At 51.4% G+C, this 15,889-nt stretch carries 19 protein-coding genes; 8 read left to right on the top strand and 11 right to left on the bottom strand.

Going from position 1 to position 15,889, the window contains the following annotated elements; translation table 11 throughout:
- Nucleotides 1-27: 27 nt before the first annotated feature.
- The 4 genes from EOS97_RS12235 to aspA form a co-directional block, all read right to left on the bottom strand.
- A complete protein-coding gene (locus EOS97_RS12235; RefSeq protein WP_000068893.1) occupies nt 28-1,731 on the bottom strand; it encodes a protein-disulfide reductase DsbD in 1,704 nt (567 codons plus the stop codon).
- Nucleotides 1,707-2,054 carry a divalent cation tolerance protein CutA gene (cutA, locus tag EOS97_RS12240; protein WP_000887832.1) on the bottom strand — a complete coding sequence of 116 codons (348 nt, stop codon included), beginning with the start codon at nt 2,052-2,054 and terminating at the stop codon, nt 1,707-1,709. The genes EOS97_RS12235 and cutA overlap by 25 nt, the downstream gene beginning before the upstream one ends.
- Before the next feature lie 120 nt (nt 2,055-2,174).
- On the bottom strand, nt 2,175-3,476 hold the full coding sequence (gene dcuA, locus EOS97_RS12245) for an anaerobic C4-dicarboxylate transporter DcuA (RefSeq protein ID WP_000637595.1): 1,302 nt from the start codon (nt 3,474-3,476) through the stop codon (nt 2,175-2,177).
- Between the two features lie 114 nt (nt 3,477-3,590).
- Complete coding sequence (gene aspA, locus EOS97_RS12250; RefSeq protein ID WP_000069440.1) at nt 3,591-5,027, bottom strand: aspartate ammonia-lyase; 1,437 nt, start codon at nt 5,025-5,027, stop codon at nt 3,591-3,593.
- 340 nt (nt 5,028-5,367) lie between these two features.
- Here aspA and EOS97_RS12255 point away from each other — a divergent pair, with 340 nt between their 5' ends.
- On the top strand, nt 5,368-5,844 hold the full coding sequence (locus EOS97_RS12255; RefSeq protein ID WP_001267291.1) for an FxsA family protein: 477 nt from the start codon (nt 5,368-5,370) through the stop codon (nt 5,842-5,844).
- Nucleotides 5,845-5,902: 58 nt separating this feature from the next.
- Here the strand turns inward: EOS97_RS12255 and yjeH are convergent, their stop codons facing one another.
- Nucleotides 5,903-7,144, bottom strand: a complete 1,242-nt coding sequence (gene yjeH / locus EOS97_RS12260; RefSeq protein WP_023205022.1) for an L-methionine/branched-chain amino acid transporter — start codon at nt 7,142-7,144, stop codon at nt 5,903-5,905.
- A 275-nt stretch (nt 7,145-7,419) separates the two neighbouring features.
- On the opposite strand from yjeH, the gene EOS97_RS12265 reads away from it, so the two are divergent.
- From EOS97_RS12265 to EOS97_RS12275, 3 genes are all read left to right on the top strand, one after another.
- Nucleotides 7,420-7,713 carry a co-chaperone GroES gene (locus tag EOS97_RS12265; RefSeq protein WP_000027827.1) on the top strand — a complete coding sequence of 98 codons (294 nt, stop codon included), beginning with the start codon at nt 7,420-7,422 and terminating at the stop codon, nt 7,711-7,713.
- A gap of 43 nt (nt 7,714-7,756) precedes the next feature.
- A complete protein-coding gene (gene groL, locus EOS97_RS12270) occupies nt 7,757-9,403 on the top strand; it encodes a chaperonin GroEL (RefSeq protein WP_000729126.1) in 1,647 nt (548 codons plus the stop codon).
- A gap of 234 nt (nt 9,404-9,637) precedes the next feature.
- Nucleotides 9,638-9,991, top strand: coding sequence for a DUF4156 domain-containing protein (locus EOS97_RS12275; RefSeq protein WP_000558210.1), 354 nt, complete (start codon nt 9,638-9,640; stop codon nt 9,989-9,991).
- 47 nt (nt 9,992-10,038) lie between these two features.
- Here the strand turns inward: EOS97_RS12275 and EOS97_RS12280 are convergent, their stop codons facing one another.
- Nucleotides 10,039-10,896, bottom strand: coding sequence for a YjeJ family protein (locus tag EOS97_RS12280; RefSeq protein ID WP_001229227.1), 858 nt, complete (start codon nt 10,894-10,896; stop codon nt 10,039-10,041).
- Between the two features lie 280 nt (nt 10,897-11,176).
- On the bottom strand, nt 11,177-12,205 hold the full coding sequence (gene epmB, locus EOS97_RS12285; RefSeq protein WP_000940483.1) for an EF-P beta-lysylation protein EpmB: 1,029 nt from the start codon (nt 12,203-12,205) through the stop codon (nt 11,177-11,179).
- Between the two features lie 40 nt (nt 12,206-12,245).
- Here epmB and efp point away from each other — a divergent pair, with 40 nt between their 5' ends.
- The 3 genes from efp (at nt 12,246) to ecnB (ending at nt 13,261) form a co-directional block, all read left to right on the top strand.
- Nucleotides 12,246-12,812, top strand: coding sequence for an elongation factor P (gene efp / locus EOS97_RS12290; protein WP_000257282.1), 567 nt, complete (start codon nt 12,246-12,248; stop codon nt 12,810-12,812).
- 60 nt (nt 12,813-12,872) lie between these two features.
- The gene (locus EOS97_RS12295; protein WP_000977686.1) at nt 12,873-13,007 is read left to right on the top strand and encodes an entericidin A/B family lipoprotein; all 135 of its coding nucleotides are present in this window, start codon (nt 12,873-12,875) and stop codon (nt 13,005-13,007) included.
- Between the two features lie 107 nt (nt 13,008-13,114).
- Nucleotides 13,115-13,261 carry a lipoprotein toxin entericidin B gene (gene ecnB, locus EOS97_RS12305; RefSeq protein ID WP_000239598.1) on the top strand — a complete coding sequence of 49 codons (147 nt, stop codon included), beginning with the start codon at nt 13,115-13,117 and terminating at the stop codon, nt 13,259-13,261.
- A 30-nt stretch (nt 13,262-13,291) separates the two neighbouring features.
- On the opposite strand, the gene EOS97_RS12310 is transcribed toward ecnB, so the two are convergent.
- Nucleotides 13,292-13,879, bottom strand: a complete 588-nt coding sequence (locus EOS97_RS12310) for a LuxR C-terminal-related transcriptional regulator (protein ID WP_000912958.1) — start codon at nt 13,877-13,879, stop codon at nt 13,292-13,294.
- A 256-nt stretch (nt 13,880-14,135) separates the two neighbouring features.
- Here EOS97_RS12310 and sugE point away from each other — a divergent pair, with 256 nt between their 5' ends.
- On the top strand, nt 14,136-14,453 hold the full coding sequence (sugE, locus tag EOS97_RS12315; RefSeq protein ID WP_000118469.1) for a quaternary ammonium compound efflux SMR transporter SugE: 318 nt from the start codon (nt 14,136-14,138) through the stop codon (nt 14,451-14,453).
- 16 nt (nt 14,454-14,469) lie between these two features.
- Here sugE and EOS97_RS12320 read toward each other — a convergent pair whose 3' ends face one another.
- The 3 genes from EOS97_RS12320 to frdC all read right to left on the bottom strand — a co-directional run bounded on the left by EOS97_RS12320 (nt 14,470) and on the right by frdC (nt 15,879).
- On the bottom strand, nt 14,470-15,003 hold the full coding sequence (locus tag EOS97_RS12320; RefSeq protein WP_001221670.1) for a lipocalin family protein: 534 nt from the start codon (nt 15,001-15,003) through the stop codon (nt 14,470-14,472).
- A gap of 110 nt (nt 15,004-15,113) precedes the next feature.
- Nucleotides 15,114-15,473, bottom strand: coding sequence for a fumarate reductase subunit FrdD (gene frdD, locus EOS97_RS12325; RefSeq protein WP_000609650.1), 360 nt, complete (start codon nt 15,471-15,473; stop codon nt 15,114-15,116).
- A gap of 10 nt (nt 15,474-15,483) precedes the next feature.
- Nucleotides 15,484-15,879, bottom strand: a complete 396-nt coding sequence (gene frdC / locus EOS97_RS12330) for a fumarate reductase subunit FrdC (protein WP_000208749.1) — start codon at nt 15,877-15,879, stop codon at nt 15,484-15,486.
- Nucleotides 15,880-15,889 lie beyond the last annotated feature (10 nt).

Consider the following 15,889-nt stretch of genomic DNA (forward strand, 5'->3'; position numbering starts at 1 on the left):
CTCCGTCTTTGCTTTTGCAAGTGTCGCTCACGGTTGGCGATCGTGCAAATGCGCGCTAAAGGTGGCGGCGTCCATAAAGCCGGTGACTCGCGATTGCGGCTGTTCCTGGCCTTGGGCATTAAAGAACAGAATGGTGGGCAGCCCGAGGACTTGCAGATGCTTTAACAGCGCGACATCCTGCGCATTATTAGCGGTGACGTTAGCCTGCAAGAGCACCGTGTCGCCGAGCGCCTGCTGGACCCTCGGATCGCTGAAGGTATACTTTTCAAACTCTTTACAGGCCACGCACCAGTCGGCGTAGAAATCCAGCATAACGGGTTTGCCTTTGGCCTGCGCCAGCGCCTGATTGAGTTCGTCCACGGTAGAAATAGCCGTGAAATTGAGGTGCGCTGGAGCTTGCGCGGATGGCGATCCGAACGCCCAATCCTGTAGAGGCCGCACGCTAATGAGCGCTGCCGCCAGCAGGATAATCTGTACGATACGCATCCACGCTCGTCTGGCCTGAAGGCTGGTGATAAAGGCCCAACCAAAGAAAGCGACGCCCAGCAGCGACCACAGACGTAAACCCCAAGCCTCGCCAATAATCCGCTCCAGTAAAAAGACCGGTAACGCGAGGATCACGAAACCAAAAGCGGTTTTGACATGCGCCATCCACGGGCCGCTTTTCGGTAGCAGACGGTTGCCAAACACGGTGACCAGCATTAGCGGTAGACCCATACCTAATGCATACAAATACAGCGTACCGCCGCCCAGCCACATGTTGCCGCTCTGAGCGATATAAAGCAGGATCGCGCTTAACGGCGCTGTGGTACAGGGAGAGCAAATTAATCCGGCAATCGCCCCCATAACAAAAACACCGCCGGGCGAGCCGCCTTGCTGACGATTACTCATTAATGTCAGCCGGGTTTGCAGTGATGAGGGGAGCTGTAGTGTGAACAGGCCAAACATCGACAACGCAAGCAGGGTGAACACGATGGCAAGGCCGATTAACACATAAGGGTGCTGCAGCGCCGCCTGAAACTGTAATCCCGCTGCGGCGACGACCAGACCCAGTGCGGTATAGGTCAGCGCCATCCCTTGTACATAGATAAAGGCCAGCAGCAGTGCGCGCCCCGTCGACAAACGTTGCCTTCCCCCCAGGACAATACCGGAAATCAGCGGATACATGGGTAAAACGCAGGGCGTAAAGGCGATGCCTATGCCGATCAGCAGCGCCCAGAGCGCGGAAAAAGGTAGCTGGGCGGCGGGTTTTGATGTCTCACCCGTCTGGGTGACAGCAGGCGTCGGCGTGGCATCTATTGCCGCGGCAACTTCACTTAGCGGCACCGTTTTCGTTTCCGGCGGATAACAGAATCCCGCATCGGCGCACCCCTGGTACGTTACCGTTAATGTCGCGCCAGCCGCCGCCTGGTTAACCGTTACCGGAACGTTTAGCCGCTTACGGTAGATTTCGCTTTTTCCGTAGAACTCATCTTCATGCCAGACGCCTGCCGGGAGTTGGACTGCAGCGATATCCGCTTTCGTCGGCGTGATACTGATTTGTTTACGGTAAAGGTAGTAACCCTCTTTTACCTGCCAGGAGAGGGTAAGATCGTGTTGATTTTGCTGAAAATCAAAAACAAACGCCCGGTCGGCAGGGACGAACTGCGAGCGACCCGGCGCGTCGAATAATCCGGCGAAGGCGGATGTGCTGCACAGCAGCAGGATCAGCGTAAAGATGCGTTGAGCCATGAGAGGTAATCAGTATCTCCGTGAGTAACAGGTAAAACCAGAAGTTCAGGCGTTTGATACGGGTGATGAGACTTCAGGCAGTCGATAAGCGCTTGCTGATGTGAAACGGTGGTTTTTAAGATCATTTGAACTTCATACTCCTGCTCCAGTTTGCCTTCCCAGTAGTACAGCGATGTCGCGCCGGGGAGGAGGGTGGCGCAGGCAGCCAGTTTTTCCGCCAGCACTTTGGCGGCCAGATCCTGGGCGGTAGCTTCATCCGGGGCGGTACAAAGCACCACAACGGCCTCGGGGATGGAAATATCCTGACTCTTAACATCAAGCATAAACACCTCGAAAGAACAAAAAGACCCGCAAGTGAACGGTCACTATACAACGGACGAGGGCAGGATGTTAGTCAAAGGGCGGGAGAATGCGGGGCGTGATACGCCCCGCGGGTGAAACACTTACAGCATAAAGCTGCCCAGCAGGAAGCCGAAGCAGACAGCCAGAACGACGCCCAGGGTGCCTGGGATGAAGAACGGGTGGTTAAAGACGAATTTACCGATACGGGTTGTACCGGTGTCATCCATCTGTACCGCCGCAACCAGAGTCGGGTAGGTCGGCAAAATGAACAGGCCGGAAACGGCGGCGAAGGAAGCGACTGCCGTCAGCGGAGAGACGTTCAGCGCCAGCGCCATCGGCATCAGCGCTTTCGCCGTTGCCGCCTGAGAGTAGAGCAGCGCGGAAGCAAAGAAGAAGATGACGGCCAGCAGCCACGGATGACCCTGGATGACGCTACCCGCAGTGTCTTTGATCCAGTCGATGTTAGCGGATACGAAGGTATCGCCCAGCCACGCCACGCCCAGAATACAGATACAGGCGCTCATCCCTGCTTTAAAGGTACTGGAGTTGAGGATGGCGTCAGTTTCCACTTTACACAGGATGGTGGTCAGCGTTGCGACGCTCAACATGATGATCAAAATAGCGTTGGTGGTGTTCATCAGCGGTTTCTCAACCAGGCCGAGGCTCGGACTGTTGACAATCGCATAAACAACCACGCAAATAACGCCCAGCAGGAACAGCCAGACGGAATTTTTTGCCATCGGTTTGATTTCAATCTGTTTTTCACCACGCAGTTCAATCAGCCCTTCTTCCAGACGCTTGCGGTAAATCGGGTCGTCCGACAGTTTGGAGTTGAACAGCATCGTGACCAGGAAGGACATCACCAGCACCGCCAGCAGCGTAGAGGGGATAACCACGGACAGCAGGTGAATGTAGCTAATGCCATGACCTTCCATAACAGAAGACATGTACACCACGGCCGCAGAAATCGGCGAGGCGGTAATCGCAATCTGCGCGGATACCACGGCGGTCGAGAGCGGACGGCAAGGTTTGATTCCCTGCTCCTTCGCGACTTCAGCAATAACCGGCAGCGTTGCCAGGGAAATGTTCCCGGTACCAGCAAAAATAGTCAGGAAATAGGTCACAATCGGTGCGAGGATAGTGATGTATTTCGGGTTCTTACGCAGCAGTTTTTCTGTCTGGTTTACCAAATAATCCAGACCGCCCGCGACCTGCATAGCAGAGATCGCGGCGATAACCGCCATGATGATGGAAATGACATCGAATGGAATTGTCCCTGGCTTCACGCCGATGGCGGCAAGTACCAGAACACCCAGCCCACCTGCGAATCCAATACCGATGCCCCCAAGTCTGGCGCCCAAAAAGATTGCCAGCAAAACAATGATAAGTTCGACAACTATCATATTAGCCTTCCTTGTTGTTTAACAAGTTGATATTAAATTGTTGTTATTTGGTAACTTCTTGTAAGAAAAAAGGCACGTCATCGTGACGTGCCTCTTTGGTACTACCCTGTACGATTACTGTTCGCTTTCATCAGTATAACGTTTAGCTTTATAAGCCGGGTGCATCAAGTTCTGTACGGAGAAAATATCGTCCAGCTCGGCTTCCGTTAACAGGCCGCGCTCCAGCACAACTTCACGTACGCTCTTACCGGTTTCAGCACAGATTTTACCGACGATGTCGCCGTTGTGGTGGCCGATGAACGGGTTGAGGTAAGTGACGATACCGATGGAGTTATAAACGTACCCTTCGCACACTTCTTTATTCGCGGTAATGCCGTTAACGCATTTTTCCAGCAGGTTGTAGCACGCGTTGCTCAGAATGTGGATGGATTCGAACATCGCCTGACCGATAACCGGTTCCATAACGTTCAACTGCAACTGACCGGCTTCCGCCGCCATCGTAACGGTGGTGTCGTTACCGATGACTTTAAAGCATACCTGGTTTACGACTTCCGGTACTACCGGGTTCACTTTGGCTGGCATGATGGAAGAGCCCGCCTGCAGTTCCGGCAGGTTGATCTCGTTCAGGCCGGCACGAGGACCAGAAGAGAGCAAGCGCAGGTCGTTACAGATTTTGGACATCTTCACTGCCAGACGTTTCAGCGCGCTGTGAACCATAACATACGCGCCACAGTCAGATGTCGCCTCAATCAGATCTTCAGCCGGAACACAGGCGAAACCAGTGACTTCAGCCAGTTTTTTCACCGCCAGCGGAGAGTATTCTTTCGGCGTGTTCAGACCGGTGCCGATTGCCGTTGCGCCAAGGTTGACTTCCAGCAGCAGCTCAGCAGTACGCTCGATGCTTTTCACTTCTTCTTTCAGCAGGATGCTGAACGCACGGAATTCTTGACCAAGCGTCATCGGTACGGCGTCCTGCAACTGGGTACGACCCATTTTCAGGATGTCCTGGAATTCAACCGCTTTACGTTCGAAACCTTCACGCAACTGGTTGATGGCATCGATCAGTTTGACGATAGAGGCGTAAACCGCTACACGGAAGCCTGTCGGATAGGCGTCGTTAGTGGATTGACATTTATTCACGTGGTCGTTCGGGTTCAGGTACTGATATTCACCTTTCTGATGGCCCATCAGTTCCAGCCCGATGTTGGCCAGCACTTCGTTGGTATTCATGTTGACGGAAGTGCCCGCGCCGCCCTGATAGACATCTACCGGGAATTGGTCCATGCACTTACCGTTGTTAAGGACTTCATCACATGCGGCAATGATGGCGTTCGCCACACTCTTAGGAATGGTTTGCAGCTCTTTGTTGGCCAGCGCCGCCGCTTTTTTTACCATAACCATGCCACGCACAAATTCAGGGATGTCGCTGATTTTGTTATTGCTAATGTAGAAGTTTTCAATCGCTCTCAGAGTGTGAACACCATAGTAGGCTTCAGCTGGAACTTCCCTGGTACCCAACAGATCTTCTTCGATACGAATGTTGTTTGACATGTGAACCTTCTTTTTCAAGCTGCCAATGATTTTTACTTTAAAACACAGAGGATATATGTGATTTCGAATGTTTTCTGACCGACGATTATCCCCTCCATCGGCCTGATAAACGAGATCATATGCTGCTTCAGAATTCCTACCGTAATCTGGATCACTTAAAGTGTGGGAATTTACCCCTTATTTATTATTTTGTGAAATATGTCACCGCTTTAGTATTACTACCTAAAATAGGTGTACAAACCACTTGAAATTTTGCTACGCACCACCATATCGAATCGATGCGAATCGCAACCCCATTCAAATGGTCGTCGCAGACGGCCATGACTTACAGGAGAGTCCTTTGCGCTGGATACCCTTTTTAGCTGTCTTTCTCTATGTTTACATTGAGATTTCTATCTTTATCCAGGTCGCCCATGTGCTTGGTGTCCTGATGACGCTAATCCTGGTGATTTTTACGTCTGTTATCGGTATGTCGCTGGTACGTAACCAGGGTTTTAAAAACTTTTTGCTGATGCAACAAAAAATGGCGGCCGGTGAGAGCCCGGCGGCAGAAATGATTAAGAGTGTATCGCTGATCATCGCTGGCTTACTGCTCCTGTTGCCGGGATTTTTCACCGATTTTCTCGGCCTTCTCCTTTTGTTACCGCCGGTGCAAAAACATTTGACGCTGAAGTTGCTGCCGCATTTACGTTTTTCCCGGATGCCGGGCGGCGGGTTTAGCGCGGGTACTGGCGGTGGCGAAACATTTGACGGCGAGTATCAGCGTAAAGATGACGATCGCGATCGTATTGAACATAAAGACGATCGTCGGGATTAAAGGTAGAGATGTTGGTCGGATAAGTCGCGTGAGGCGCTATCCGGCCAGCGGATGCGTCTTACGCCATGCGTTTTCGCTTCGGTAAAAACAGCCATAATGCAGCCAGCATGATAATGGCATATAAGCTTTTCCACCCCAGCATTGCCAGCAATAACAGGCACAGTAGACAACCCGTCACCGCCAGTGCATAGCAGCGCCCTTTCAACAGTCGACAGCCCGCCAGCATACAAAGCAGATAGAGCATAATAAAAATACCGTTAGCATAGACGATCAGCGCATTGAGGTTAATCTTCAGGGCGTAGACGACCAGGGAACTCACGCAACAACAGACCAGAATAACGTTCAACGCGTGCAGGGGAAGGCGCCCGGGAGAGAGTTGAGCCAGATAGTGATCGGGCTGATATTGCATTTGCGTCCATATCAGACGCGCAAAACTCTGAGCATACACATTCAGGCTGGCAAAGCAGGTGAGGTAACCAATAATGCAGGCTACCCACAACGCCTGGATACCGAAGAGATGAACAATAATAAGCGGTAGCGAGGCTGTTGCCGCTATCTTGTCGCTATAGACGCCAAAATGCAGCACCACGGCGGTACAGGCCCAATAAATGGCGCCGGCCAGCATCAGGCCAATGATCAATGCGCGCGGAAAATCACGTTCAGGATTTTTAAATTCAGACGACAAATGCGTAAAAGCCTCAATTCCCACAAATCCCCAGAACATGATCGCCAGGGCGGTACACAGCCGGGAAAAGGTGATTTCGTTTGCGGCTGGGAAGGTGATATCTGCAGGTTTAATCGCGCCTTTCCACAGAATGGCGGCAATAAGCGCGATAATTAATCCAGCGATAATGGCTTGCAGGTTGGCGCTGGAGCTGGCGCCGCGCGATCCCATAAACCATAGCAAACCTAGAGTACCCAGCTCCCCAAATAAGAGCTGTTCGCTTTGCCAGCCAAACAGCGCCTGGCCGAAACCCACCGCAATATGCAAGGCTGCGGGAAAACTAACAGGAATAACTGATAAAAACAGCCAACTGATCACTCGTTGCAGACGCGGGCCAAATGCCATCCCGACAAAATGCGCTACGCCGCCAGCGTGTGGAAAATGACGCCCCAGCACAGCAAAGACAATCGCAATAGGGAAAATCAAAATAATGAGCAGCGGCCATGCCCAAAGGCTGATGTTGCCTGCCGCCAGCGCAGCCAGCTCCGGAAGCGCAAAAACGCCAGTCCCTAATAATGATGTGGTTAACAAGATAACGCCCTGAACCAACCCAAGCTCTTTTTTTAGTTCATTCATCAGCTCATTATCCGGCGGCATTGTAACGTCAGGTGACGACAGACATTTTTAAGCGTATCACACACGCCTTTTCTTATAGCAGGATGTTCTAAACCTTGGGTAAACGTGAGATAAGTAGCGTTTTTACCGCTTTTTTCGCTCAGAAGAATTTTTTTTCATCTCCCCCCTTGAAGGGGCAAAACCCCATCCCCATCTCTCTGGTCACCAGCCGGGAAACCGTTTACGGGCCGGCGTCACCCATAACTGATAATGACTTTCTCAAAGGAGAGCTATCAATGAGTATTCGTCCGTTACATGATCGTGTGATCGTCAAACGTAAAGAAGTTGAGTCCAAATCTGCTGGCGGCATCGTACTGACCGGTTCCGCAGCGGGTAAATCAACTCGTGGCGAAATCATCGCTGTCGGTAAGGGTCGCATCCTGGACAACGGTACTGTACAGCCGCTGGACGTGAAAGTTGGCGACATCGTTATTTTTAACGATGGCTACGGTGTGAAATCTGAAAAGATCGACAATGAAGAAGTGTTGATCATGTCTGAAAGCGACATTCTGGCAATTGTTGAAGCGTAATCCGCGAACGACACTGAACATACGAATTTAAGGGAAAGAGAAAATGGCAGCTAAAGACGTAAAATTCGGTAACGACGCTCGTGTGAAAATGCTGCGCGGCGTAAACGTACTGGCAGATGCAGTGAAAGTCACCCTCGGTCCGAAAGGCCGTAACGTGGTTCTGGATAAATCTTTCGGTGCGCCGACTATCACTAAAGATGGTGTTTCCGTAGCGCGTGAAATCGAACTGGAAGACAAGTTTGAAAACATGGGCGCGCAGATGGTGAAAGAAGTTGCCTCTAAAGCGAACGACGCTGCAGGCGACGGTACCACCACCGCGACCGTACTGGCGCAGTCCATCATTACCGAAGGCCTGAAAGCCGTTGCTGCGGGCATGAACCCGATGGACCTGAAACGTGGTATCGACAAAGCGGTTGCTGCTGCGGTTGAAGAGCTGAAGGCGCTGTCTGTACCGTGCTCCGACTCTAAAGCGATTGCTCAAGTAGGTACTATCTCCGCTAACTCCGACGAAACCGTAGGTAAACTGATCGCGGAAGCGATGGATAAAGTCGGTAAAGAAGGCGTCATCACCGTTGAAGACGGTACCGGTCTGCAGGATGAACTGGACGTGGTTGAAGGTATGCAGTTTGACCGCGGCTACCTGTCTCCTTACTTCATCAACAAGCCGGAAACTGGCGCAGTAGAGCTGGAAAGCCCGTTCATCCTGCTGGCTGATAAGAAAATCTCCAACATCCGCGAAATGCTGCCGGTTCTGGAAGCCGTTGCAAAAGCAGGCAAACCGCTGCTGATCATCGCTGAAGATGTTGAAGGCGAAGCGCTGGCTACCCTGGTTGTTAACACCATGCGTGGCATCGTGAAAGTGGCTGCTGTTAAGGCACCGGGCTTCGGCGATCGTCGTAAGGCGATGCTGCAGGATATCGCTACCCTGACCGGCGGTACCGTAATCTCTGAAGAGATCGGTATGGAGCTGGAAAAAGCAACCCTGGAAGACCTGGGTCAGGCGAAACGCGTTGTGATCAACAAAGACACCACCACCATCATCGATGGCGTGGGTGAAGAAGCTGCCATCCAGGGCCGTGTTGCTCAGATCCGTCAGCAGATTGAAGAAGCGACCTCCGACTACGATCGTGAAAAACTGCAGGAGCGCGTAGCGAAACTGGCAGGCGGCGTTGCGGTAATCAAAGTTGGCGCTGCGACCGAAGTTGAAATGAAAGAGAAGAAAGCCCGCGTTGAAGATGCCCTGCACGCGACCCGTGCTGCGGTAGAAGAAGGCGTGGTTGCTGGTGGTGGCGTTGCGCTGATCCGCGTTGCTTCTAAAATTGCTGACCTGAAAGGCCAGAACGAAGACCAGAACGTGGGTATCAAAGTTGCGCTGCGCGCAATGGAAGCTCCGCTGCGTCAGATCGTGCTGAACTGCGGCGAAGAGCCGTCTGTTGTCGCTAACACCGTTAAAGGCGGCGACGGTAACTACGGTTACAACGCAGCAACTGAAGAATACGGCAACATGATCGATATGGGTATCCTGGACCCAACCAAAGTTACCCGTTCTGCGCTGCAGTATGCGGCTTCTGTGGCTGGTCTGATGATCACTACCGAGTGCATGGTGACCGACCTGCCGAAAAGCGATGCTCCTGATTTAGGCGCTGCTGGCGGCATGGGTGGTATGGGTGGTATGGGCGGCATGATGTAATTGCCCATACCCTGCATCCTTCAGGCTGCAGATGCGTTGGCTAACCCCAGTCACTTCCTTGAGTAAGTGACTGGGGATTACCGCCTTCCTGCAACCAGAATGATTTGGGTGCTTATCTCCCAGAATTGAGAAACCCCCGGGCAGAAATGACCGGGGGTTTTTCTTTTAGTCATCTTTTTAGTATAAGATTCAGATACGGACAAAACGTCCAGCTCATTGATTATGGGGAATAACATGCACGTGAAATATTTAGCAGGGATCGTTGGCGCCGCGCTGCTGATGGCGGGTTGTAGCTCCAGCAACGAACTCACCGCTGCCGGCCAAAATGTACGCTTTGTCGAAGATAAGCCAGGCGCGGAATGCCAGCTAATTGGTACGGCAACCGGTAAACAGAGTAACTGGTTTTCAGGCCAGCACGGCGAAGAGGGGGGCTCAATGCGTGGCGCAGCGAACGATCTGCGTAATCAGGCGGCCGCGATGGGTGGAAACGTGCTGTATGGCGTAAGTAGTCCGTCACAGGGCATGTTGTCCAGTTTTGTCCCGACGGCCAGCGAGATGAACGGCCAGGTTTATAAATGTCCGAACTGATATGTCTGAATCGTAACGCCCTCTGAAAGATTCAGAGGGCGATATGGTTAGCGTTTTTCCTGCGATGACGCCATGCGTAGATTATGCAACGCGCGCATGCATTGATCTTGCGTCAGACGCGCTGCTTTACCGGTTCCAAGCGTTCTGACAAAAACCTTACACGGTTTTCCTTCCAGCTTTTTAAGACGCGGGCTGAAATTCAGCAAGCGGCGTGATATCGCTTCAGCTTCTTTAGAGCCTGACTGACTACGGGTCTTAATGATGGTGCCGCAATCATGCGATTGTCCTGCCTCATCCGTATAACGATAAACGAGTGCTAAATAATGGTTATACAGATTATGTTTCCAGTCAGGCTGGTTATAGGTATCGAATTCGATATTACCGTTTTCCAGGCAGTCAGCATCGTATAATGGTAAAAAGTCCAGCATTGAAGAAATACGCAATGCGAGCTCACGCATTTCGGCATTATTAATGGCGTGAATAATAGCCATCACCAGAACTTCAACCTGCCACTCACCGACCTGTAAATCAAGATGGCTACCATTGTGCAGCTTTAACGTAAAGGTTAATACTTTTTCTGTATTATCGCTCAACGCTAAAGATTCAACACGCTGATTAACATCGGCGTTTTCCAGCTCTTCACGGAGTATTGCCGGAATATTCTCATGCATTTTAAGCACGTGACTGCTTTTAGCTTTCTGGCGTTTTTCCTGCTCTTGTTCCGGAAGCGAGTGTTGTAAATAAAGCCGGTGTTCAAGGCCGATCAACAAGTCTCGCAGCGCGAGCACAGGAAAGAAAAGCAGTGTTTCTTTATTTCTCAGTGACTTCACCTTAAGCGCCAGCGCGATAAACTTATCATTGTGACGAATAACGCCGGTATTTAGTCCCTTAATCGTTAAGGCCATGTCAATTCTCCACAAATATAAAATAATTAAATGTTTTACTGCAATGTATTTGATATATAAATTGTTTATGCCGTCCTATAAAAAGGAGAACCAGTATAATTCGAAAATGCAGTACACGCTAAGCGAGTCCTAAAACGGACTTTATTGAAAAGAGAGTAGCGGAAAGGTGTATTTAACGAAGGGTATTTTATCGTCGCCAGAGGGTGAGGAGAATCGCGGGGGAATCTCCTCGTGATATTGCGCGGTAATATTTTCGTCGTCCCTGACGCGCCCGCGAGGATTAGCGCTGACGAAGCTGTAAATCCAGCGGTGTTTTGCTCGGTTCGCCGCCGATTTCACGCGCCAGTCTTGGCACCATATAGCCGGATACCAGCGTGAGCAGTTCGCGCATGATTTGCCGGGCTTCGTCATCGGTGACCATAAAATGCGCGGCGCCCTGCACTTTATCCAGCACATGCAGGTAATAGGGCATCACGCCAGCGTCAAATAGCGCGTTGCTCAGATTCGCCAGCGTTCGCGCGTTATCATTCACGCCACGCAGCAGGACGCTCTGGTTGAGAAGCGTGACGCCCACGTGGCGCAGTTTCTTCATCGCCAGGCAGAACGCCTCGTCCACTTCATTAGCGTGGTTGATATGGTTCACCAACAAAATTTGCAGACGTGACTGGTCAAAGCGGGCGACCAGTTCGTCAGTAATGCGTGCCGGGATGACGATAGGCAACCGACTGTGGATGCGTAGCCGCTTGACGTGCTTAATGGCTTCCAGTTGCGTGAGCAGCCAGTCCAGCTCATGATCTTTCGCCATCAGCGGATCGCCGCCGGAAAAGATGATTTCATCCAGTTCCGGGTGTGCGGCGATATACTCCAGCGCGACTGTCCAGTTGCGCTTATTGCCTTGATTCTCCGCATATGGGAAGTGACGACGGAAACAGTAGCGGCAATTTACCGCACATCCGCCTTTTACCAGCAATAGCGCCCGGTTTTGGTATTTATGCAATAATCCTGGCACCACGCTGTGTTGCTCTTCCAGCGGGTCGGTGGAGAAACCGGGGGCGACAATAAATTCATCCCGGGACGTCAGCACTTGACGTAAAAGAGGATCGTCAGGGTTGCCCTTCTCCATGCGCGCAATAAAAGCGCGCGGCACGCGGAGGGCAAACAAGCGCCTGGCGTCCTGTCCTGCCCGGAGGTTTTCATCAGCTTCAATCTGTAAAAGATGCAGCAGTTCGTCGGGATTGGTCACAACATCGGCAAGTTGCGCTAACCAATCTTCTCGCAATGGGGTATTTAGGGTTACAATATGCGCCATTTTGTGGCTTAGCTACCAGTTAACAATTTCAGAGGGCCTTATGGCGACTTACTATAGCAACGATTTTCGTTCCGGTCTTAAAATCATGTTGGATGGCGAACCTTATGCGGTTGAATCCAGTGAATTCGTGAAACCGGGTAAAGGCCAGGCGTTTGCCCGCGTTAAGCTGCGCCGTCTGCTGACCGGCACGCGCGTTGAGAAAACCTTCAAATCGACCGATTCCGCTGAAGGCGCGGATGTAGTCGATATGAACCTGACTTACCTGTACAACGACGGTGAGTTCTGGCATTTCATGAACAACGAAACCTTCGAGCAGCTGTCTGCAGATGCCAAGGCTATCGGCGACAACGCAAAATGGCTGTTGGATCAGGCAGAATGCATCGTAACCCTGTGGAACGGTCAGCCTATCTCTGTCACTCCGCCGAACTTTGTTGAGCTGGAAATTGTTGATACCGACCCAGGTCTGAAGGGCGATACCGCAGGTACTGGCGGCAAACCAGCCACGCTGTCTACTGGCGCAGTGGTTAAAGTTCCGCTGTTCGTGCAGATTGGCGAAGTGATCAAAGTCGATACCCGTTCCGGCGAATACGTATCCCGCGTAAAATAATTTACGTTATCGGGAAAAATGGTGCAGCGTATGCTGCGCCATCCTATTTTTCGCGCCTCAATGATGAAACGCTTTATCGGCCTTGTCGCGCTGGTTCTTCTTACCGGCACATTATTAACGGCATGTAATACCGCCCGCGGCTTCGGCGAAGATATTCAGCATCTTGGCCACGCCATCTCCCGCGCAGCCAGCTAATCGCTTCTCGTCTTCCTAAAATTAGTCGATCGCCCATCATTTTCTGGGATGTTGTCTATTATTAAGTTGCTATACACAAACAACATTGGCTAGAAAAGGAAGACATTATGGTTAAAAAGACAATTGCAGCGATCTTTTCTGTTTTGGTACTTTCCACTGTATTAACTGCTTGTAATACCACGCGCGGCGTGGGCGAGGACATCTCGGACGGTGGTAGTGCGATCTCTGGCGCTGCAACCAGAGCTCAGCAGTAATCATCAACGGTACGGCATGGCGTCGTACCGTTAATCGATTTTATCCGGAAGCATAAGAAAGGGAGAATACCGGTTATCCATATGAAGTTTCATACGGATATTACGCTTATAGGTGTAAACCGTTTTCCCGTGAATGCCAAGCGCATACGCAATCTCTTTATTGCTGGTACCTTCCGTCCACATCGCGAGCACCTTTTCCTCCTGCGGAGAGAGCAATGGCGTGGCGCTTTCCGGCGCTTCCTGCAGTGGATGAGTATATAGCGCTCCTTTAATTCGTTGTGCAAGCTCATGTAAAGGCGTGTGTTTAGATAACACCGCATGACTGGCATATTGCGGTCTGTACGGCATATTCCCTGACTGTAATAATACCAACGGCGTCATCCTGCAGGCGGCAAAAAATGCATTGATAGGCTGCTCGGGTAAGGCATCGTTGAGAAAACCATATAAATCAGCGATAACCAGATGGGGCTTCCATTGCAGAATATGTTCTTTCGCCAGTATAAGGTTATTCATCCCGGATACCAGCAGTGAAGAACTGAGCACATCAGTGTGATTAAGCCAGGCCTCCATGCCCGTACGGGTAAAGTGGCATCGGTCTATCACTAAAATTTTCAACATAGTTTTTTGCACCCGGAAGTAGATAAAGCACTTTCTTTCCCAGAAGGCGTTCCATCATAGAGAACTCCTGTGGGCGCTAAATGCGAAAACTACGCGGCTTAAAAGGGCCAATTCCCGCCTTTAGACGGAAAAAAATAAAAAGGTTGAAATTCATTTTCTCTCAGGCAAGAATGGCTTTTCATCCGTATACGTTACAGGACGACCTGTAAACGCTATTCTCACCGGGGACGGCCCCATTAATTATCTGGAGCCTGCTATGTCCTGGATCATTCTATTAATCGCTGGTTTACTTGAAGTGGTATGGGCTGTCGGCCTGAAGTATACCCACGGTTTTTCTCGTCTGACCCCCAGTATTATCACCATTACGGCCATGGTTATTAGTATGGCGTTACTTTCCTGGGCAATGAAAACGCTGCCCGTTGGAACGGCGTACGCCATCTGGACCGGCATCGGCGCCGTCGGGGCGGCAATCACCGGTATCCTTCTGCTGGGCGAGTCTGCCTCACCGGCGCGTTTGCTCAGTCTTGGCTTGATCGTCGCGGGTATCATTGGGCTAAAACTCAGTGCGCATTAATTCGTCGCTGACATTGCTACGAACCTGATTGTTTTACCCAAATTAATTTATTGACGTCAAACCCCTCCCGGGTCGCGACGGCCAGCATTTGCTGTTTTATTTCCTCAGAAAGCGTTGGCGTGCGAGAGAGTATCCACAGATAGTCGCGATCCGGGCCGCACACCAGCGCATGACGGTATTCCCGGTCAAGCGCAATCACGTTATAGCCGCCGTAGAACGGGCCGAAAAAAGAGACCTTGAGCGCGGCGCGGTTTGGACTACCGGTAAAATACGCTTTGCCTTCTGTTTTTTGCCACATTCCCCGATCCGGGTTATAGCCTTTATTGATGACATTAATCCCGCCATCGTCACGCAGACTATAGGTGGCCGTGACTTGTTCCAGTCCACGTTCAAATCGATGATCGAGGCGTGCGATCTCATACCAGGTGCCGAGGTAACGTTTGGCATCAAAGTTATTTACCACGGTAACGCCTTTAGGCGGAGTAGGCGAACTACAGGCGACAACCAGAAATGCAGCCGTAACTGCAGCAACGACGGGCAGAATGCGCATAAAATTTTCCTTCCAGTGTTTTTTCTAAGTGTAGAACCTGGCGGGAAAATGAGAGGCAGGAAAAGAAAAAACGCCCTCTTATCGGGTAGATAAGAGGGCGTCGTGGCAACTTAGAGAGTGATAACGCCAATTGCCGTCACAACGGTCAGGATTGCCGCCAGACCGTAAAAGACCCATTTGCCCGCGGGCACGTGGATTTTCAGGTCATGCATCGCGTGGTGCATACGGTGTAGGCCACACCATAGCGGCAGCACGATCATCAGGAATAGAAAAACGCGACCAATAAAGCTTTGGGCGAACGTCAGTACGCGCTCAAAACTCAGGGCATCGCCCGGAAATAGCCCCAGCGGCAGCATGATGCCAACCAGTAGCACGATCACCGGCGCGATGATCGCGCCCCACATACCGCCTGCGCCAAACAGTCCCCAGAATACGGGTTCATCAGAACGTTTTGGGTTTGGATTAATCATCCGGGACTCCTTACCAGAACAGGGCAACATACAGAATGACTACGGTGACTACCGCAGTGACCACCCAAAGCCCTTTGATGATTGGCTCTGGCCCCATTTTTTCGTCTTTTACAATGATATTGGCCGCCTTCGGCGCCAGTTCAAACCAGGTTTTGGTGTGCAGCAGCGCGGCCGCCAGGGTGATCAGGTTTAAGATCACCACCACCGGGTTTTGTAAAAAGCCGACGAATCCCATCCAGGATTCCGCGCCGTGTTTGAGCGCAAACAGACCGAAAATCAGTTCAATACTGAACCAGACTGCCGGCACCGCTGTGCCTTCGCGCAGCATATAAAAGCGATAAAACGGCAGTTTTTTCCACCAGGTGGACGTCATCGGCCGCACATAGGGTTTGCGTTTAGTCGTCATGTTGCACTCC

The sequence above is a fragment of the Salmonella sp. SSDFZ54 genome (assembly GCF_004010735.1).
Taxonomy (GTDB): domain Bacteria; phylum Pseudomonadota; class Gammaproteobacteria; order Enterobacterales; family Enterobacteriaceae; genus Salmonella; species Salmonella enterica.